Source organism: Microcoleus vaginatus PCC 9802 (assembly GCA_022701275.1).
GTDB classification, from domain to species: Bacteria; Cyanobacteriota; Cyanobacteriia; order Cyanobacteriales; family Microcoleaceae; genus Microcoleus; species Microcoleus vaginatus_A.
In genome coordinates this window covers 3895353-3916720 of sequence record CP031740.1, presented here as the reverse complement: position 1 = coordinate 3916720, position 21368 = coordinate 3895353, and the positions used below count along the sequence as shown (strand labels likewise).

Here is a 21368-nt window from a genome sequence, read left to right as displayed (position 1 = left end):
CTCATGTTTCTACAAATCAACAACCTGCACAAAAACTTTGAAACGAAAAACGGTAAATTAGTTGTCCTCAAGGACATCAATATGAGCATCAAGCAAGGCGAATTTATCTGCGCGGTAGGCGCATCCGGTTCGGGCAAATCTACTCTGTTGAGGCAGATTGCGGGATTGGACAAGCCGACAACAGGGGAAGTGAAAATTGACGGCAAGGAAGTTGTTTCGCCTGGGCCGGATCGAGGTATGGTATTTCAGCATTACACTCTTTATCCTTGGATGAACGTGCAGGAAAATGCCGAGTTTGGCCTCAAACTTCAAGGCGTGTCCAAGAAAAAGCGGCGCGAACAAGCTAGCTATTATTTGAGTGTGGTAGGATTGACGCAGTTTGCTTCGTCGCTGCCGAAGGAATTGTCGGGCGGGATGAAACAGCGGGTGGCGATCGCCCGCGCCCTCGCTTCTGAACCTAAAGTGTTATTAATGGATGAACCTTTCGGCGCATTGGATATCCACACTAAAGAATCAATGCACGAATTCATGCTCGATTTGTGGCGCCGCACTCAGATTACAATCTTTATGATTACCCACGATGTCGAAGAAGCGGTGTTTCTTTCCAATCGGATTTATGCTTTGGGCGCTCGTCCCGGTACAGTGAGAAAGGAAATGTCGATTAATTTGCCCGATCGCACTCCCAGCATTAAACGGCACGCCAAATTCCACGATTACCGCGACGAACTCATGGATTTGATGCGGAAACACGGACAAGAAGCAGTTGCAATGGCTGCTTAAATAGAAATAGGTTTGTATTTGCACTTTTTGGGCGGGCAGGATGCCCACCCCACAAGAAAACTCACTCTTTGTGGGACGGGCATCTTGCCCGTTCTTGAGAATGGTGCAAGATGTAAACGGACAGGAAGCAGTTGCAATAGCTGCTTAAATAGAAATAGGTTTGTATTTGCACTTTTTGCACCCGCGCCAAGAGTTTAACTGCCAACCTAAGTAAGTGGAAACTTAACATCTTGCACCATTGTCAATTACCTATTTAGGAACGGGCAAGATGCCCGTTCCACAAAATTCAATATTATTGTGGAACGGGCATCTTGCCCGTTCTTGAGAATGGTGCAAGATATCAGTGGAGATAAATATTACTTTGGGAGAGGGTGACTTTTGCCACTACAAAATACTATTGTTTTGTTTCGCTGACCCCCCCAAATACATCAAGAGGAAGTTATGGTGCAACTATCATCGATCGACACAAACTCACAAATTGATTCTGACCTCGTATTAATGCAAGAAACCGTACCGGGCGGCGCGTACTGGTCGGGGGTCATCAAGCGGGGAAACACCCTGCGAATCACCGATTTAGAAGGCTCTCGCGGCGTTTCCATGCTGTGCTACAACGCCGACAATGCGATCGAACGTTTCAACGCAGCAGACACCGCCAAAATTCAATTCAATGCCTTTCTCAAACAAGGCATGGTGATCTACACAGACATGGGACGCATCCTATTTTCCATCACCCAAGACACATCCGGCTGTCACGATTTGCTAGGAGGATGCAGCAACGCCATTAGCAATGCCAAAAAATACGGCGAAGGAGACTGGAAAAACTCCCGCGACAACTTCCTCAAAGCCCTAACTCGGTCGGGATTGAGCAAAAAAGATATTATGCCCAACCTCAACTTATTTACTCGCATTGCCGTCAAGCCCGACGGCACGATGGAGTTTCGCGAAGGCTGCGAAAAACCGGGGAGTTTTATCGATTTGCGAGCCGAAATGAACGTATTGACAATTATCTCTAACTGCCCCCACATCCTGCATCCTGGTTCAATTTACGATCCAAAACCCATCCAAATTCAGATTGTGAAATCCCCCGCACCCGCACCAGACGACTTGTGCCGCACCGCCAACCCGGAAGCCGTGCGCGGGTTCATCAACACCGATGCTTTGTTCGTGCAATAAACCCTCGATTACACAACTCAATCTTGTCCGCATCAATCTGCGGTGAAATATTCTACAATTTCCTCACAAAAAGTGAACCATGACTGCAACTACCCAACAACTTCTCGATCCAAAAACTGCAATTTATAACGAAGTTTTACCAGCCACATATCCCTGGGCTCGTGTCATCAAAAAAGGACAGATTCTCCGCATTGTAGATTTAGGCGGAAATCAAGCAGTAGATTTTTTAGTTTACAATGCCGATGACCCTTCCGAACGCTACAGCGCCCCCGATACCATCGTCAATCAAGGCAATATCTTTGTCACTACAAACAGCCAACTCATTTCCAACGAAGGGCGAGCCATGATGACCATAATTGCTGACTCCTGCGGGCGGCACGATACCTCCGGCGGCGCCTGTAGCTGCGAAAGCAATTCGGTGCGGTTTGGACTAGATAAAAAATACCAGCACGCCTGTGTTGAAAATTTCCTCGCCGCAATTCTTCCCTACGGTTTGGGCAAGCGAGATTTAGTCAGCAATATCAACTTCTTTATGAATGTTCCCGTTAGCGAAGATGGCACGCTTGAAATTGTTGACGGCATCTCCGATCCGGGAAGTACAGTGGATTTGCGAGCCGAAATGAACGCGCTAGTTGCTATTTCTAACTGCCCGCAAATGAACAATCCTTGCAATGCTTACAATCCTACGCCGATTCAGTTGATTGTTTGGGATGCGGTATAGGTTGTAGCTGCATACCCGCCAGAAACCGCCAGGGGTTTAAACCCCTGGCTAATAGCTAAAGTCCTCTAAAGAGGACTGAAGAATCTATTGCCCATTAGCAATTATCAATTAGCAATTATCAAGTAGCAATTACCTAAATGTTTAACAAAGTTTTGATTGCAAATCGCGGTGAAATTGCCTGCCGAATTATCCGCACGCTCGATCGCCTCGGGATTGCTTCGGTAGCAGTATATTCGGAAGCCGACGCCCACGCCAAACACGTTTTCGCCGCCAGCGAAGCCGTTTGTATCGGTGCAGCCGCCGCAGCCGAGAGTTATTTGCGCTTCGATCGCATTCTCGAAGTTGCGCGCCAAACTAAAGCTCAAGCTATTCATCCGGGTTACGGCTTTTTGAGCGAAAATGCTGAATTTGCCGAAGCTTGTGCAAGCGAAAATATTGCATTTATCGGCCCGACTCCGACTCAGTTGCGCTGCTTTGGATTGAAGCACACCGCGCGGGAAATAGCCGCTGCAAATGAAGTGCCACTAACTCCCGGAAGCGAACTTTTAGCAAGTTTGGAGGATGCCCAAAAAGCGGCTGGGGCGATCGGCTATCCGGTAATGCTCAAAAGTACCGCAGGCGGCGGCGGCATTGGTTTGCAGGCTTGTTTTGGCGATCGAGATTTGGCAGAAGCATTTGAAAAAGTACAGCGTTTGAGTCAAAGCAATTTTAAACAAAGCGGCGTTTTTTTAGAGAAATACATTCAAACAGCTAGGCACATTGAAGTCCAAATCTTTGGAGATGGCAAAGGAAATGTCATAGCCTTGGGCGAGCGAGATTGTTCGGTGCAGCGGCGCAATCAAAAAGTAATTGAAGAAACCCCTGCCCCTGCTATTAGCGACGAACAGCGAAATCAGTTGTACGATGCAGCCGTGCGGTTGGGAAAAGCGGTAAATTACCAGTCAGCCGGTACTGTTGAATTTGTCTTTGATGTCGATGCGAAACAGTTTTATTTTTTGGAAGTCAACACGCGCTTGCAAGTTGAACACGGCGTTACTGAAGCTGTCAACAATATCGACCTCGTTGAGTGGATGGTAAAACAGGCTTCTGGAGATTTGTTCCCCCTGGAAGAGTACCGCTATCGACCGCAGGGACACTCAATTGAGGTGCGAATTTATGCGGAAGATGCCGGCAAGAATTTTCAGCCGAGTTCTGGGTTACTGAATCAAGTTGCGTTTCCCGAAAACGTCCGCTGCGACAGTTGGATAGAAACCGGCACGGAGGTTACTCCTTTTTACGATCCGCTGCTAGCCAAAGTAATCGTTTGCGGGGATAATCGAACCCAGGCGATCGCTCAACTCAAAGCTGCTTTAGATGCCAGTGAAATAGCGGGAATTGAAACTAATTTAGATTACCTCCGCCAGATTTTGGACGATTCCAGATTCAGCCGAGGCGAACTGAGCACGCGCTTTTTAAACTCTTTTGAATACGCACCTTTAACGATCGATGTATTGGATGGGGGAACCTACAGCAGCATTCAAGATTATCCGGGGCGGATTGGCTATTGGGATGTTGGCGTGCCGCCTTCTGGGCCGATGGATCATCTGGCATTTCGATCGGCAAATCGTTTAGTAGGAAATCCCGAATCGACAGCAGGATTGGAATTCACAGCGACAGGCCCAACTCTGCGCTTTAATACCGATACAGTTATTAGTTTGACTGGTGCAATTATGAAGGGAACGCTAAACGGCGAACCGGTGCCGTTTTGGACGGCAGTTCCCGTCAAAGCGGGCAGCATTCTTAAGTTAAAAGGCATTCAAGGCGGCGGCTATCGCACTTATTTAGCGGTAAAGCACGGCTTTAATGTCCCCGATTATTTGGGTAGCAAATCAACTTTTGTACTGGGCAAATTTGGCGGACACGCGGGCCGCACGCTGCGTCCGGGAGATGTGCTTAAACTGCTTCAAACTGCCACTCTGGAAGCGGAAATATCTTTGCCTCCCGAACTAATTCCCACCTACAGCAATAATTGGGAAATCGGCGTTTTGTACGGGCCCCACGGCGCGCCGGATTTCTTTACTGAGTCAGACATCGAAATGTTTTTCTCTACAGAATGGCAGGTGCATTACAACTCGACGCGGACGGGCATTCGGCTGATCGGCCCGAAGCCCACCTGGGCGCGTCAAGACGGAGGAGAAGCGGGTTTGCACCCGTCTAACATTCACGATAATGCTTACGCGATCGGCACGATCGATTTTACGGGCGATATGCCTGTCATTCTCGGTCTTGACGGCCCGAGTTTGGGAGGCTTTGTCTGTCCTGCTACTATTGTGCAGTCGGAATTGTGGAAAATCGGGCAACTGAAACCCGGGGACAGCATTCGCTTTCACTGTTTGAGTTTTGCTGAAGCTTTGCAGCGGGAATTAGCACAAGATAAGCAAATTGCTAATTTTTGCTTGCCTGTTTTTGAGGAAAATGCGGAGAAATTGCCCCAGGTTCCCAGTTCTCCCATTTTGTACGAAATTCCCGAATCTCGGGGACAGGTTGCTGTTACTTACCGTCAAGCTGGGGATAAATATATTCTAGTTGAATACGGCCCATTGGTGCTGGATTTAAATTTGCGTTTTCGGGCGCACGCATTGATGGAACAGTTGAAAGCAAATCCGTTGCCTGGTGTTATCGAATTAGTGCCGGGAATGCGATCGCTGCAAATTCATTTTGACAGCCGCCAGATTTCGCAACAGCAGCTAATGCAGGCGCTGATTGCGGCTGAGGCGAAACTTCCGGCGATCGAGGATTTGGAAGTGCCGGCGCGAATTGTGCACTTGCCTTTATCTTGGGAAGATGAATCGACGCTGTTGGCCATTGAAAAATATATGCAGTCTGTGCGATCGGATGCACCTTGGTGTCCCAGCAATATTGAGTTTATTCGCCGCATAAACGGGCTTGAAAGCATCGAACAAGTCAGAGAAATTGTATTTAATGCTAGCTATTTAGTGATGGGTTTGGGAGACGTTTATTTAGGCGCGCCCGTCGCAACTCCCCTCGATCCGCGCCACCGTTTGGTTACTACTAAATACAATCCCGCCCGCACTTGGACTCCTGAAAATGCAGTTGGCATTGGCGGCGCGTATTTGTGCGTTTACGGGATGGAAGGGCCGGGAGGTTATCAATTTGTTGGCCGCACGGTACAAATGTGGAATCGGTTCAAACAAACGGCGGATTTCCAGTCTGGTAAACCTTGGCTTTTGCGCTTTTTTGACCAAATTCGATTTTATCCGGTTTCTCATGAGGAATTGCACCGCTGTCGGGAAGAATTTATTGAAGGGAAGTTTAAATTAAAGGTTGAGGAAATCACTTTTAATTTGAGAGAATACAATGAGTTTTTGCATTCTATTGCGGGCAGTGCTGCTGAGTTTAAAGCGCAGCAGCAGGCCGCATTTAATGCAGAGCGCGATCGCTGGGCCGCATCCGGGGAATTTGAAGCTGAATCTGCCGCAGAATCCTCGGCGGATGTGGGTTCTGAAACGGCGGCGGAGGTTACTTTGCCGATCGGCTGTGAGGCAGTTGTCGCTCACGTTTCGGCCAATGTTTGGCAGGTGCTGGTTAATGTTGGAGATGCGGTTGCAGAGGGCGATCGCCTGTTAATTTTGGAAGCGATGAAAATGGAAATTGCTATTACGGCTGATGTTGCGGGCACTGTTGCCGAGTTGTTTTGTGAAAAGGGGCAAACGGTGACAGCCGGACAAATTCTAGCGGCTGTTCAACCGAATTAATCCCTGTGTTGTCAGTTCCGGGACAGTAGAAACCGTTGCATAATTGCGGGATGATTTTGATTGTTTGGTGGGATGGGATATCCTAGCCAGTCTAATGTCTTTTCACCTGAGATGTTGCACAATTCTCAAGAACAGGCAAGAGGCCTGTTCTACAATAAAATTCATCTCTTGTGGAACAGGCATCTTGCCTGTTCATAAAAAGCTTATTGACAATGGTGCAAGATGTCTTTTCACTGAAGGCGGGACACCCCACAAGAATCATCCTCAAATTGTGCAACCCCCGCTCATTTAATCAAGGTTTAGCAGCAGTTACCCCTCCAAAAGGGTGGGGATACATTAATCAAGCAGGCTAGTGGAAAAGTGCCCCCCAATTTTCGGCTGCGGGGAGTTTTTCGGAAGGCTTAGCCGCTGTCAAGCGCGATGGCAAATCTGGCTTCCTCAATCAAACTGGAAAGCTAGTCATTTAGCAGGTTGGGGCTTTGTTTAGGCTTTAAATTTGTTTAAGTCTGGTTAACTTAACTCCAGCCGCCCAGAATTGAGCGGCCAACCATCCTGAAATACCAGCAATTCTCCCGGCTGAATTTGCGTCCAAACTTCGTTATCTGTCAGCGGAAAAGTGGCAATAACAGCCACGCGATCGTCCTCGTTGGTCAATTCCCGAAAATCGACAGTTACATCTTCGTCGATCGAGTGAGCGCTAGCAAAAGGTGCTTGTCGCACAATATAATGCAGATTAGTAGAACAGTGGCTGAACAAGTGTTCTCCATCGGAAAGTAAATAATTAAAAATTCCGTGTTGTGCCAAACTTTTAGTAATTTCCTCCAGTACCGGGTAAATTTCGGCTAAAGCAGGCTTACTTTGAGGAAAAGTGGAGCGCAGCTTTTCTAATATCAAACAGAATGCTTTTTCGCTGTCAGTTTTGCCAACAGGTTTGTAAACTCCGGCACATTCGGGATCAAAGTTTTCGAGATTTCCGTTGTGAGCAAACACCCAATAATGTCCCCAAAGTTCCCGAATAAAAGGGTGGCAGTTTTCCAAAGCAATTTCGCCTTGCGTAGCTTTGCGGATGTGAGCAATGACGTTAGTTGAATGAATGGGATAGCGACGCACTACTTCTGCAACCGGAGAAGCAATCGCAGGTTTAGAGTCTATAAAAAGGCGACATCCCAAACCTTCAAAGAAAGCAATTCCCCAACCGTCTTGATGAACGTCCGTTTTGCCCCCCCTTGCAGAAAAACCCTCAAAAGAAAAGCAAATATCTGTCGGAACATTGCAGTTCATTCCCAGTAATTGGCACATAGCTTTTAAGTCTCTGGAGTGTGGATCGATCGCGCAGCTATTGGCAGCTACCGATTTGCGGTGATAATATTATAGTATTAACGGGTTAAATACACTTAATATTTTGGCTTGGTCAACCTTAATGATACGGAAGTTAAAAAGTTGGCTAGCTAAAACAATCGATTGTGTTTCTGTCGGAACGATGTTACACGCTCACTCGCTTCTCACTTTTTACGTGCATACAGCGAGTATAAACTATTAGCGCTATGGAAAAAATGATATAATTTTGATTATTGTGTGACCTCGTTTGAAGCAAAATAATAACCGTCCGCAAATTCCAAAAATAAAAAATATTAATTTACTCACACATTCAAAAAATACCTATATTATCTGTACCTATAATTTTTTATAGTAAAAACTTATCTTTTGGCTAAACATAAAATGTTTTTTATCGATTTTACGCAATTATGAATTATTACTATTACTACTTTTTTTTTGGTAGAAACGAGATATTTTTATTAAAATTAAAGACAATAACAGAGGAAGACATGAGGAAAAAAAAGCGCATAGTTTTGACTATTCATTCATTACAAAATTTTTTAAAAAAACGGGAACCGGATAGTCAATCAGGCGTCACATAGGGGAAGAAACCGAGGAGGGCAGTTTGACTTGTTCCTCGGTTTTGGGAGAAGGAATGCAATTTACGACCGCCCTTCATCTCGAATAGTGCGTGAAGGGTAGCTATCCCGTAGGTAATCGCCCTTTTTCTCACTTTTTTGGCTTTACACTCACAAAGTATAAAAATTATGAAAAATCATACGTGCGATCGACAAATTTGGAAAATCCTTAGCAGCTTAATACTAGGATTCGGATTGCAGGCATTATTCAGCATTCCAGCCTTAGCAGAAACGACAGATCCTGAAACAACAGCAAATAGTGCAAATTCGGAAGATGCAGTTAATGAATGGTATCAATTACCCGCACCGACAAATAATCTAGCGGATAATTTCGATCCTAATCCCGATCGGCAATCCCTCGAAAATTCTCACAATGTAGATGTAAATTCACCGATAAACCCCACATCGGAGCCGCCCGTACCTATCGCGAGTCAGATAGAAACTCACGTATCCGAAGCCAGGGAAACGCAGCCCGCCCCAATACCCGCATTAGTTGAAGAAAATAAATTAGAAAATCCCCCATTAGTTTACCCTGGTGACAACTCACTAGAACAAGTTACATCAGTTTCCCAACTCAGCGACGTACAGCCCACAGACTGGGCATTTCAAGCACTGCAATCCTTAGTAGAAAGATACGGCTGCATAGCTGGATACCCCGACGGAACCTATCGCGGAAACCGCGCTATAACGCGCTATGAATTTGCAGCCGGAGTCAATGCTTGTTTAGATACAATCCGCGAGTCCATCGCCAAATCTACTGAAAGTCTAGCTAAGCGAGACGACTTAATAAAACTACAAAAATTGCAAGAAGAATTTGCAGCCGAAATTGCCACAATGCGAGGCAGAGTGGATGTGCTAGAAGCGCGAGCTACCGAACTAGAAGCCAATCAATTTTCGACCACAACTAAGCTGTCGGGATTCACAATTTTTGGAATCCAAGGGCGCACGCCCAACCGTGCAGATCGGACTCCCAGAGACGGCAAAAGAGATACCAAAGACCCCGGTACAAATGTCAACACCATTAACCTAAATCAATTCTACTTAACCACTCAATTTAGTCCTCGCAGTAACTTATTAATCGGTTTTTACAACCAGAACGGAAGCAATTCACCACAATTAACCGAAGACGTAAACGTTGCTTATAATGTAGCCGAAACTTCTGGATTAACTGTCAGCGACCTCAACTACCGCTTTCTTGTCGGCGACAAATTGGCAGTGTTTGCAGGAACAGCAGGAGTTAACATGATAACCGCTTTTCGAGGGCCGAATCGGGCAGAAAGTGCAGCTTCGGGCCCCATTTCTGCCTTCGCCCAAAGAAACCCTATTTTGAACACTGGTTTGGGTTTAGGCGGCATCGGCATTGACTGGCAATTTGCGAAGCGAGCCAGTTTGCAAGCAGTTTATTCAACTAACATTTCTGGATTTTTTGTCAGTTCTAACGGGTCTAGAGGACACAATACATTGGGTGTACAACTAACTCTGACACCAGCCGACCCCGTTGATTTTACTATCTATTACGTTAACGATTATTCGCCTGACGGTAATCTGATTACTTTGGCAGGCGATAGCCAATTAACAGCTATCAATTCTAACAAAAATAAGTCCGATTCTGTGCAAACAAATGCAGTTGGAGCAAGTTTAAATTGGCGCATTTCATCGCGAGTTTCTCTGGGAGGTTGGGCTGGTTATACTAATTCTCGCATTCCCGGTAAATCTGGTACGGTAGCAACTACAAATTATATGGTGTTTGTAAATTTCCCTGATTTGTTTAAAGCAGGAAATTTAGGAGGCATTTATATCGGGCAACCGCCTAAAATTGTCAGCAGCGATTTACCTACAGGTAATAACGTTCCTGATTTTTTAGATACGGGTTTAGGGCGATCGGGCGGGCAACCCGGAACGACTACTCATGTAGAGGTATTCTACCGTTGGCAGGTGAATGATAATATCAGCGTCACCCCTGGATTGATCTTGATTTTTCAACCCGGTCACACTCCCGATAGCGACCCGATCGCAGTTGGTGTATTGAGAACTTCATTCTCGTTTTAAGAGTTTAATCCTGTGGGGCCCGGTTTAGTAGATCGCTAATTGCAAACAATTTTGGCGAACCCGCCCCGAAGGAACGAACCCCAAGAAAATTTAATTTTGTGGAACCGAAATCCTGCGTGTTAAGCGAAAAAGGTGTTCTTCGGTAAGCAGACAGTAATTACAACCCCAGCGGGATGTCCTAAGATTTTTTCTCAGTAAAAACCCGCTATCTTTACTAAAGCTTTACATTGAGTAGTAATTCCCCCGTTTATATCTTTCTCTCCTACATACAAATACCTAATTCTTAAGTTTAAAAAAATACGCATATACACGCTTGAAATATAATTTCTCCTAACTTAATCTATTATCAGGAGCATTACTAATAGTTGTTTAAGTTTAGGTTGAGATAAATATGATTAAATCAACGGGCTATTTTGGGTGTCTGGGCTTTGCAGTAATTTCTGCTATGACTGCCTATCCCTGTCAGGCACAAACCACTGTAAAATCGCAGATAAACGTAAATGCAACACAGCAGATTACAATTAGTGAGTCACCAAATCTTGCTAACACTTCTGCCAGCCTTCTCTGGAAAAATCCTAACCTTTCTAAATCTTTTACAGTCTCAGAATTGAATAGTACATCTCCTAACTCTATTCCTCCTATAACAACTCCTCAAAATCCATCTGTACGCACAAATCCCTTAGGATGTAGATTTTTCACTACTCCTTCAATGCAACAATAAATTTTCCTTCACCTCTGGATAAATAAAATATCATGGCTGAATAGAGGGTGATCTTTTTTTAGGAGATCCCTCTATTTGCGCGAGCTTACTTCGTAAGCAAATTATATGTAGTAAAAAGGATTGATGAAATTAACTGTAGTTTAAATATTATCGGGGAAAGTCTGAAAGTTGTTTGATATCCTTCAAAACTATTTGAGGCTTCCCTTTGTACTGTTCTACCTTCCCACTGACATAGACATATCCGCGTCCCAGACCCGCATAACGCTTCTCGATTAGCCGCTTCAAGGGAGCTCTTTCATCAGTTTCAGCATCTGGTATCCACAAATCTAATTTATGATACACTGAACCAGCATAAATTAGAGCGCTCCCCCCGATCCATTTAGTAATTCCCGCCTGCAAATCGCAGAAAATAGTAATAGATTTAGCTCTCTCAGAAGCCGCTAATATTTTAGGGTAGTGCAACCTCAAAGAAATCGCTCCTGCCGTTGCTTCCGACAACCGAAACTCTTCAACAATGGAGCCTCGCATCGACCACCAAGGTAGTAAATTACCATAGTTGCGGGAGGGGATTTTGGCATTGGTAATCGGATTCCAAATCATCAGATTGTAAGCTTTTGCTGCCGATTCTGCCTCAGTCATTTGTCGGTGATACAATCTGGAGCGCCCGTATTTCACAAAGTAGGGACTCCAGCCTTCTGCAATCAGTTTAAGATTGTAATTTTCTGTGTCTTTATGTACGTAACAGAGGAGACGCCCGTAGTTGTCGCGGTGTTTTTGTAGAGCCACTTCAACCGAATCGTCTGTATCAAATTCTCTGTCAATTTGAGCAAGTCCACCATCTGCTGTGGCGAAGTATTTTTTAGCCATTTCCGAAGCTGCTTTGCCCGCCGCAGTTATAGGTTTGGAGCCTCCCGAATGACTTTCTTCTGTATCGACGCAAATCAAGCGCAGAGACTCGGTTTTTCCGTTGAGAAAAATTTTGATGCTGTCGCCATCAACTACTTTAGTTATTTGCAGGTTCGGAATTCTGGTTGCCATATTTTGAACCCTGTTGCATTTGAGATTTCATGCAGGTATCGCTTGGATTATACACGAGTTCGTTATCACTAGCAACTGGAATTTTGGTTTTTTATATTAAAGTTTGCCAACAGTCGCGTATTTTATCAAGTCTGGAAAAAAATCGCGAAAATCCGATTCTAAGCGTTGATAGTTAGCTGTCAAATCTTCTATGCCGCTTGCCAAGTTATTTGTCCGTTTGAGTCGCGCCGACATTCTTGTAAGAGTGATGCCGATTTCGGCAATTTCCTGATAAGATGAAAGCAAGTCGCGGGCAATTATTGTGGGCAGCACCCGCTGGAGAGAGTCAGGTAATATATCGCGGTTGTCTTGCAGGATTTTGTAGACATCCTGAGAAAAATCCCGGAGCGGAATTTCTGAATATTCCAGCCAATTTTTAGCTAAGAAGTGGTCGTAAAACACGTCAATCAAAACTCCAGCAAACCTTCGTCTGTGGGAAGAAACAAGGCTTTTACTCGATCGCACTATTGGGTGAGAGTCCGTGTAGCTATCTACTTTGCGGTGCAAATCAATGCCCTTTCTAATTTCCTCGGGATAAAGGTTGACGGCTGTTCCTTTGACAAAATCTCCTAAGAGGTTGCCAATCAGAGATTCTGGCGTGCCTTCAGATAAGAATAGATGAGCCAAATAATTCATTTCTACAGTAAAAATATCTAACATAGCATAAGGAGAAACAGTAAGGTGCGCCGAGTCGTGCACCCTACTGCTATTAAGAACCTGCCCTGAAAAAAATCTCCCTACGAACCGCCGCGCAATTTATCCAAAACCGTCCGGTCTTCCAAGGTTGAAGTATCTCCAGAAACCTCTTCTCCCGCCGCCAAAGAACGCAGCAAACGCCGCATAATTTTGCCGCTGCGAGTTTTCGGCAAGGCATCGGTAAATCGAATTTCGCCGGGGCGGGCGATCGCCCCAATTTCCTTAACAACGTGCTGCTTCAATTCCTTAGCCAATTCATCGCTAGGTTGCTGCGAGTTGTCTAGCGTGACAAAAGCCACAATGTCCTCACCTTTAATCTCGTCGGGTTTACCAACAACTGCAGCTTCCGCCACCGCTGGATGCGATACCAAAGCTGACTCGACTTCCATTGTGCCGAGTCGGTGTCCGGCCACATTAATTACATCGTCAACGCGGCCCATTACCCAGAAATAACCGTCTTTGTCCTTGTGCGCGCCGTCCCCTGCAAAGTACACGAATTCGCCATCTTTCGGGTGCAAATATTCCCAATAAGTGCGGCGGAAGCGATCGGGATCGTTGTAAAGTGTACGCATCATTCCCGGCCAAGGATGTTTCACTACTAAATAACCCCCACTTTCGTTAGTTACTGGTTCGCCATCTTGGTCAACAATATCAGCCACGATTCCAGGGAACGGTAGGGTTGCAGAACCGGGTTTTGTAGGAATTGCACCGGGCAAAGCGGTAATCATAATTCCCCCGGTTTCTGTTTGCCACCAAGTATCGACTATCGGACAATTCGAGTTGCCAATTACTCGTTGATACCACATCCAAGCTTCCGGATTAATCGGTTCGCCGACGGTTCCTAACAATCGTAAAGATGACAAATCTCTGGCATTTGGCAATTCTTCACCCATTTTCATAAAGGTGCGAATGGCGGTGGGTGCAGTGTAGAAAACTGTGACGCCGTATTTTTCAATTACATCCCAAAAACAGCCAGGATTAGAAGGGCGAGGAGCACCTTCATACATTAAAGTTGTCGCACCGTTGGACAGCGGCCCGTAGACTATGTAACTGTGTCCGGTAATCCAGCCGACATCAGCAGTACACCAGTAGACATCGGTATCTTGGAGGTCGAAGATCCACTTGGTTGTCATGTGGGTATAAAGGTTATAACCACCAGTTGTATGGACGACTCCTTTGGGTTTTCCGGTACTTCCAGAAGTGTAAAGAATGAATAGTAAATCTTCGCTATCCATCGGTTCGGCCGGACAGTCAGCGGATGCACCTTTTTGCAATTCATGCCACCAGCGATCGCGCCCTGGTTCCATGTCAATTTGCTGTTTGGTGCGCTGAACTACCAGAACGTTGGTAACGCTGGGTACGGCATTATTTGCTAGTGCTTTGTCTACTTGTGTTTTGAGACCGACGGCGGTATCTTTGCGGAAGCCACCGTCAGCGGTGATCACGAGTTTTGCTTGGCCGTCGTTAAGCCGATCGCGCAAAGCTTCTGCACTAAATCCGCCAAAAACAACGCTGTGTACTGCACCGATTCTGGCGCAGGCTAGCATGGCGATCGCAGCTTCGGGAATCATGGGCATATAAATGCCGACGCGATCGCCCTTTTGGACTCCCAATTCTTTGATGACGTTCGCCATTTGGCAGACTTCCCGGTGGAGTTGCGCGTAGGTGAGAGTGCGAGAGTCTCCGGGTTCGCCTTCCCAAATCAGGGCGGCTTTATTTTTGCGCCAAGTGGTTAAGTGGCGATCGAGACAATTGTAAGAAATATTAATTTTACCGTTGACAAACCATTTAGCAAAAGGCGGCTGCCAGTCGAGCACGGTATCCCAGTTTTGGAACCAGTGCAATTCTTGGGCGGCGAGTTCTGCCCAGAATGCTTGGGGGTCAGCTTTGGCTTTGTCGTAGAGGGCTTGGTACTCTTCTAGGCTTTTGATGTGAGCTTTTTCGGAGAATTCAGCGGGCGGCTGAAATAGCCGTTTTTCTTGCAGAATTGATTCGATGGTATCTTGTGACATTGCTTTTAACTTTAACTTCGGTTAGTCTTTGTAACTATTGTTTGCATAAGTTGGGACCGAAGTATGTTTATTTTCCTTAAGACTTTGGAAAATTTTGTAATAGGTTGAGAGGTTGTTCTTTTTTTGCTCGCCGATCAATGCCGATTAACGCAGATGAAGAGGATTTTTTAGCCTATTTAATGCTTAATTATTCTTGGACATTATTGTGCTACAACTTTTTGAATTGTACTTTTTTGTAAATTATATTAGCTATAATTAGAAAGTTAGTTAAATTTAATTAAAGGAAAGCCATGACCCAAAATTTAGAAGCAAGCCCACTTTCTCTAAACGACGTTCGCCGCCTTCTCAAATTGGAAGAGCGAGAAGGAGACGCCTTCACCGATTTTTTCTCTTTGGAACCGCTGTCAGAATTAGAACAGCAGGAAATATTAAAAATTAGAACTGACTTTCGACGCTACTTATCCGCCGGAAAAGTTTCCGAAGAACTTGTTAAATTTTTAGTGCTTTCACCGTTAATGAGATTAGCAGGATTTTTTGATATTCCGATCGTGCTGACAATGGAGGATAGCATCCCGATCGAGGTTGAGGATGGGGATACTTTAATTAAAGGGCGCTTGGATGTTTTAGCCGTAAATCAGCCGGATGCAGAACTCGCGGCTGCACAGTTTTGGATTTTGGTAGTCGAGGCGAAAAATAGTGCGATCGCACCTTTGACTGGTTTGCCGCAACTCCTGACTTATACTTATAAAAGTTTGCAGCAGCAATCGTCTGTTTGGGGATTGACGACGAATGGTGAAAGTTATCGGTTTGTGCGGGTGACGCGCGGAAATCCTTGCACTTATCAGATTTTACCGGAATTGAATTTGATGGACAAAGAGCGATCGCTCTTGTTGGCCCAAGTCTTGAAAGCTATTTGCAAGTTGCAGAATGTGCAGTTGCAGTTAGCTTAACAAGGGCGATCGCATTATTGGATGTTATTGTGACTGTGGAGTCGTGTGCTCGATCGGTGGATTGGGCGGTTGTTGGGTATTTTGAGTGCTGATGTACGTTGTTGCTAACGGAATTAGGGCGATCGCGATCGGTACTACAACTTCCTTGATCGACCACTTGATGTTTGAATTGTCAGATTTTTTCACTTGATTTACCTTTTTAGCTGATGTAGTCTTGTTCTGGGGCCGCCGATTTAATTTTTTCATTTAGTTAATTCCAATATCTACAATTTCGATAGTAAACTAACTTTGTTACTATTATTTGCTTGATAAATAAAATCCACAAATTTGTCAATTGCCGGGGAATTACCAATTTTTTTGACAAGGGAGTTGAAGGGTTTGTGAAAAAATCTTCACAAATTAGCTGGTGTTTGTCAATTTGTGAAATTAAACTGGCTATCGGGGCTGAAGCTGACAACTGTGGTAAATTAGTAAGAGTGGTAGGTAAAGCGCTAAGGCAGGTATGCGGATGATGGAGCGAAAAGACTTTGAGGAAAAGTACGAAAAGCTAAATGATAAACAGGGTCAGGTGCTAAAGCTATTTTTGCAAGGGAAGTCAGAGGAAGCGATCGCTAAATCCTGTGGCGTTAGTAATTCATCAAGTGTCAGACATCATATTTCAAATATCTGCGAGTTATTTGGTTTTAAAAATGAACCGGGCGAACGCTTCCGACAGCGCGATCAATTAATCCCGCTATTTGCTAAGTATAAACGTGAATTAGTTAGCGATAAATTAATAAAAGCTTCGGAATTTTCCTGTGATGATAGAGAAGAAGTTAATTTTTACTATGTAGAGCGTCATTCGATCGAATCTGAATGCTATGAGAAAATCTTGGAACCTGGAGCCGTTATTCGGATTAAAGCACCTAAATATACGGGCAAAACTTCCCTATTGAAACGAATTATAGGTCGTGCTAAAAGTCATAATTATCAAGCCGTTACTTTGGATTTTACCAAACCAAGTAGTAGAGTTTTCTCAAGTTATGAGGAATTACTAAAATGGCTGTGTAAAGAAGTTGGTAAAGATTTGGGTTTAGAAAACAAATTAGCTGAATATTGGGATAGCGATGAATTTGACGAACACACGAATACTCAAACCTACTTTGAAGACTATTTGTTAAAAAATCAGACTCAACCTTTGGTACTGGCTTTTAAAAATGTCGATCGGGTTTTTGAGCAAGAATCTTTCCGAATTGATTTTTGTGAATTATTGAGATGTTGGAGTCAACTGCACCTTGAGGGAAATCAATTTGCTGAACTTTGGAAAAAATTGCGGTTAATCATTGTTCACTCAACCAATGTTTACGGTTCCTTAGATATCAACTGTTCTCCTCTTAGCGGTGTGGGCTTAACTAAAACTTTACTCGATTTCACTCCCGATCAAGTTGATTATTTAGCAAATTGCTATCAACTTCAGGGGTTGAATTCAGATATATTTAAGCAATTTAGGAAAATTTTTGGCGGACATCCTTATCTGATCCAAGAAGCTTTTGTTTTTCTCCAAAAAGAGCAATGTTCCCTGGATAGACTTTTGGAAATTGCTGCTACAGAAGCAAGTCCATTTATCAATCATTTACGACAACTGTTGGGAGAACTCCGTAAAAATCCTCAACTAGAAACTGCTTACTATCAAGTTGTCAATGAAACACAGCCAGTGCGACTTGACACCAACGCAACTTTTAAATTGCAAGGTATGGGATTGGTGGTGGTCGATCTAAATGATTGTTTGCCTCGGTGCGATTTGTATCGGCAATATTTTTCCGATCGCCTAAATCCCAATTAATGGAGGGAACAAATGACTTACAAATATATTTGTGAAGCTACTTTGGGCGTTGATACCCAAACTTATGTCAAGCGAGAAGCTGACGAACAACTGTATGAAGAACTGAAAAAAGGTAAGTTTTGTTATGTTTTCAATTCGCGCAAAACAGGTAAATCCAGCTTGCGCGTACAAGTGATGAATCGCCTAAAACAAGAGGGAATAGCTGGTGTTGAAATTGATTTTTCGGGAAAGGGAACTCAGTTAACTACCCCGGAAAAGTGGTACAACAGTATTTTGTTAAATCTCAATCGAAAATTATCGCTGGATGTGAATCTAAAACATTGGTTGAGCGAGTGTGATTGGCTGTCACCGCAGGATCGTTTGGCAGAGTTTATCGATTCTATCCTCCTGAAACGCATTTCTCAAAACATTGTAATTTTTATTGATGAAATTGATAGCGTTCTTAGTTTGAATTTTCCGACTGATGACTTTTTTGCTTATATTCGTGCTTGTCACAATCAAGGTCAAAGCGGTGAAAATCCTGCTTATCAACGCTTAACATTTTGTCTGTTGGGCGTGGCAACACCTTCAGATTTGATTCAAGATAAAAAACGCACCCCCTTTAATATCGGTCAAGCCATTGAATTAAAAGGTTTTACTCAGGAACAAGCTGCACCTTTAGCGAAAGGCTTAGAAGGAAAAGTCGAGCGTCCGATTCAGGTTTTAAATGAGATTTTAGACTGGACGGGCGGACAGCCTTTTTTGACTCAAAAACTTTGTAAAATTGTCCTTGAAGGAGCAGAAACCAGCAATCCTGACATTGCCGAACTGGTACAACATTACATCATTAATAATTGGGAAGAAAACGACAATCCCGAACACCTCGGAACAATTCGCGATCGCATCCTCAGCAACCAACAGCGTACCAGCCAACTCCTCGGTATCTATCAGCAAATTATTACCCCCCCTAACCCCCCCTTGCTAAGGGGGGGGAAAGATAGCACTAATTCTTCTTTAATAAGGGGTGAGAAAGATAGCTCTAATCCTCCCTTAGCAGAGGAGGAAAAAGACAATCTTACTCCCCCCCTTAGCAAGGGGGGGCAGGGGGGGGTCGCCGCTGATAACAGTCCCGACCAAATGGAGTTACAGTTATCGGGGTTAGTTGTTAAAAAACACGGTCAACTGCAAGTTTACAACCGTATTTATCGAGAAATATTTAACCTCGATTGGGTACAGCAAGAATTAGCAAAACTCCGCCCCTACCAGGAAAAATTCGCCGCTTGGATAGCCTCAAATCGTCAAGATACTTCCACACTGTTGCACGGTAAAGCGTTGCATGATGCGTTGCAGTGGAAAGTGGGGAAACGTTTAAGCGATGAGGATAATGATTTTTTAGATGCCTGTCGAGCTGATGAACTGCAAGAACTGAAAAAAAATAATGAATCATTAAGAGAATTCCGTAAACAATTCAGGGAAGTTTTCAAAATCGAAGAAGCTGGACGCATGACGTTAAATCTTTTTCAGTCGAAGGAAAAGCAAATAGAAGCCTTGCGGGCAGGTATCAAAGCAGGAGAAGATTTAAAGAAGTGGATACCAGATAATCCCCCGCTTTCGGAATATCCCGTTACCAATCCTCTGTTAGTTTTGCAGAAGATTCTTGCTAAAATCCGCCAACGGTGCCAGTTTGTCGGACATAATGGCTCGGTATGGAGTGTCAGTTTTAGCCCGAATGGAGAGGCGATCGCTACTGCCTCATATGACGGCACCGCCAAATTGTGGGACTTGCAGGGCAACAGCTTGGTAACTTTCACCGGACATGATGACTGGGTAACAAGTGTCAGTTTTAGCCCCACAGGGGATGCGATCGCTACTGCCTCCAGAGACAAAACTGCGAAATTGTGGGACTTGCAGGGTAACTGCTTGGTAACATTCACCGGACATCATCAGTGGGTAAATAGTGTCAGTTTTAGCCCGACAGGAGATGCGATCGCTACTGCCTCATATGACGGCACCGCCAAATTGTGGGACTTGCAGACCAACTGCTTGGTAACTTTCACCGGACATAATAACTTGGTAAAAAGTGTGAGTTTTAGCCCCACAGGAGATGCGCTCGCTACTGCCTCATATGACGGCACCGCCAAATTATGGGACTTGCAGGGCAACTGCTTGGTAACTTTCACCGGACATGATGACTGGGTATGGAGTGTGAGTTTTAGCCCCACAGGGGATGCGATCGCTACTGCCTCATATGACGGCACCGCCAAATTGTGGGACTTGCAGGGTAACTGCTTGGTAACATTCACCGGACATAATAACTTGGTAATAAGTGTCAGTTTTAGCCCGAATGGAGAGGCGATCGCTACTGCCTCATATGACGGCACCGCCAAAGTGTGGGACTTGCAGGGCAACTGCTTGGTAACATTCACCGAACATAATAACTCGGTAACAAGTGTCAGTTTTAGCCCCACAGGAGATGCGATCGCTACTGCCTCCAGAGACAAAACTGCCAAATTGTGGGACTTGCAAGGCAACAGCTTGGTAACATTCACCGGACATAATAAATGGATAACAAGTGTCAGTTTTAGCCCCACAGGAGAGGCGATCGCTACTGCCTCATCTGACAAAACTGCCAAATTGTGGGACTTGCAGGGCAACTGCAAGGTAACATTCACCGGACATAATGACTGGGTAAGAAGTGTCAGTTTTAGCCCGAATGGAGAGGCGATCGCTACTGCCTCATCTGACAAAACTGCCAAATTGTGGGACTTGCAAGGTAACTGCAAGGTAACATTCACCGAACATAAAAACTCGGTATGGAGTGTCAGTTTTAGCCCGAATGGAGAGGCGATCGCTACTGCCTCATCTGACAAAACTGCCAAATTGTGGGACTTGCAGGGCAACTGCAAGGTAACATTCACCGAACATAAAAACTCGGTATGGAGTGTCAGTTTTAGCCCGAATGGAGAGGCGATCGCTACTGCCTCATCTGACAAAACTGCCAAATTGTGGGACTTGCAGGGCAACTGCAAGGTAACATTCAGCGGACATAATGACTGGGTAAGAAGTGTCTGTTTTAGTCCCACAGGAGATACGATCGCCACTGCGTCACATGACAACACCGCGAAATTGTGGGACTTGCAGGGCAACTGCAAGGTAACATTCACCGGACATAATGACTCGGTATGGAGTGTCAGTTTTAGCCCCACAGGAGATGCGATCGCCACTGCCTCATATGACGGCACCGCGAAATTGTGGGACTTGCAGGGGAGTTTACTGGCAAACTTTAGCGGCTATAAGGGCAATTTACTCAAAGGTGAGGCAGATTTTGTGGAGTTAACAAGTCCGATTTATAGTATTTGTTTTAGTCGGGACGGGAAGTTTTTGATAACTGGTTCGCTGGATGGAAAGGTGCGGTTTTGGCCGATCGAAAGTTTGGACGAGTTGTTGGCGAGGGGGAGGGAATGGCTTGGTGAGAAAATTTAACCGCTGATCCACGCGGATGATTTGAATTTAGCAACGATTTTACGATTCTTTTTCACTTGTTCAAACTGCTATTAGCTTTACCCACTTTAGACACCAGAATTATTGAATAATTCTGGTATCTAGCAGACTACAAGCCGGATATTTAAAAGTCAAGATTTATTAAGATTTTACAAAAAAGCGATGACAAATCATAAA

The 21368-nt window shown here is 44.7% G+C and carries 14 protein-coding genes and 1 pseudogene; 10 read left to right on the top strand and 5 right to left on the bottom strand.

Annotation, left to right across the window (positions count from 1 at the left end):
• Positions 1 to 3: 3 nt before the first annotated feature.
• From D0A34_15940 to D0A34_15920, 5 genes and pseudogenes are all read left to right on the top strand, one after another.
• Positions 4 to 780 (top strand): ABC transporter ATP-binding protein, encoded by a 777-nt coding sequence (locus D0A34_15940; GenBank protein UNU20171.1) that lies wholly within the window; start codon positions 4 to 6, stop codon positions 778 to 780.
• Between the two features lie 441 nt (positions 781 to 1221).
• Positions 1222 to 1953, top strand: coding sequence for an urea carboxylase-associated family protein (locus tag D0A34_15935; GenBank protein ID UNU20170.1), 732 nt, complete (start codon positions 1222 to 1224; stop codon positions 1951 to 1953).
• A 79-nt stretch (positions 1954 to 2032) separates the two neighbouring features.
• Positions 2033 to 2674, top strand: a complete 642-nt coding sequence (locus D0A34_15930) for an urea carboxylase-associated family protein (protein UNU20169.1) — start codon at positions 2033 to 2035, stop codon at positions 2672 to 2674.
• A 137-nt stretch (positions 2675 to 2811) separates the two neighbouring features.
• Positions 2812 to 6429, top strand: coding sequence for an urea carboxylase (gene uca, locus D0A34_15925; GenBank protein ID UNU20168.1), 3618 nt, complete (start codon positions 2812 to 2814; stop codon positions 6427 to 6429).
• A gap of 365 nt (positions 6430 to 6794) precedes the next feature.
• Positions 6795 to 6896 (top strand): annotated as a pseudogene (locus D0A34_15920) (WG repeat-containing protein).
• 43 nt (positions 6897 to 6939) lie between these two features.
• Here the strand turns inward: D0A34_15920 and D0A34_15915 are convergent.
• Entirely contained in the window at positions 6940 to 7728 is a 789-nt protein-coding gene (locus tag D0A34_15915; protein UNU20167.1) for a class II glutamine amidotransferase, read from the bottom strand.
• Between the two features lie 785 nt (positions 7729 to 8513).
• Between D0A34_15915 and D0A34_15910 the strand changes: the two genes are divergently transcribed.
• Entirely contained in the window at positions 8514 to 10433 is a 1920-nt protein-coding gene (locus tag D0A34_15910; GenBank protein UNU20166.1) for an S-layer protein, read from the top strand.
• Between the two features lie 868 nt (positions 10434 to 11301).
• On the opposite strand, the gene D0A34_15905 is transcribed toward D0A34_15910, so the two are convergent.
• The 3 genes from D0A34_15905 to acs all read right to left on the bottom strand — a co-directional run bounded on the left by D0A34_15905 (position 11302) and on the right by acs (position 14939).
• Complete coding sequence (locus D0A34_15905; GenBank protein ID UNU20165.1) at positions 11302 to 12192, bottom strand: thermonuclease family protein; 891 nt, start codon at positions 12190 to 12192, stop codon at positions 11302 to 11304.
• Between the two features lie 96 nt (positions 12193 to 12288).
• A complete protein-coding gene (locus D0A34_15900) occupies positions 12289 to 12867 on the bottom strand; it encodes a DUF479 domain-containing protein (protein ID UNU22323.1) in 579 nt (192 codons plus the stop codon).
• 101 nt (positions 12868 to 12968) lie between these two features.
• Positions 12969 to 14939, bottom strand: a complete 1971-nt coding sequence (acs, locus tag D0A34_15895) for an acetate--CoA ligase (GenBank protein UNU20164.1) — start codon at positions 14937 to 14939, stop codon at positions 12969 to 12971.
• Between the two features lie 290 nt (positions 14940 to 15229).
• Between acs and D0A34_15890 the strand changes: the two genes are divergently transcribed.
• On the top strand, positions 15230 to 15889 hold the full coding sequence (locus D0A34_15890) for a restriction endonuclease subunit R (protein UNU20163.1): 660 nt from the start codon (positions 15230 to 15232) through the stop codon (positions 15887 to 15889).
• A 24-nt stretch (positions 15890 to 15913) separates the two neighbouring features.
• Here the strand turns inward: D0A34_15890 and D0A34_15885 are convergent, their stop codons facing one another.
• Positions 15914 to 16135 (bottom strand): hypothetical protein, encoded by a 222-nt coding sequence (locus D0A34_15885; protein ID UNU20162.1) that lies wholly within the window; start codon positions 16133 to 16135, stop codon positions 15914 to 15916.
• Between the two features lie 59 nt (positions 16136 to 16194).
• Here D0A34_15885 and D0A34_15880 point away from each other — a divergent pair, with 59 nt between their 5' ends.
• Genes D0A34_15880 through D0A34_15870 form a run of 3 tightly spaced genes read left to right on the top strand, consistent with a single transcriptional unit; the run spans position 16195 to position 21173 of the window.
• Entirely contained in the window at positions 16195 to 16401 is a 207-nt protein-coding gene (locus D0A34_15880; protein UNU20161.1) for a hypothetical protein, read from the top strand.
• A complete protein-coding gene (locus D0A34_15875) occupies positions 16392 to 17711 on the top strand; it encodes a hypothetical protein (protein UNU20160.1) in 1320 nt (439 codons plus the stop codon). Before D0A34_15880 ends, D0A34_15875 begins: the two co-directional genes overlap by 10 nt.
• A gap of 12 nt (positions 17712 to 17723) precedes the next feature.
• A complete protein-coding gene (locus D0A34_15870) occupies positions 17724 to 21173 on the top strand; it encodes a hypothetical protein (GenBank protein UNU20159.1) in 3450 nt (1149 codons plus the stop codon).
• The last annotated feature ends 195 nt before the right edge of the window (positions 21174 to 21368 follow it).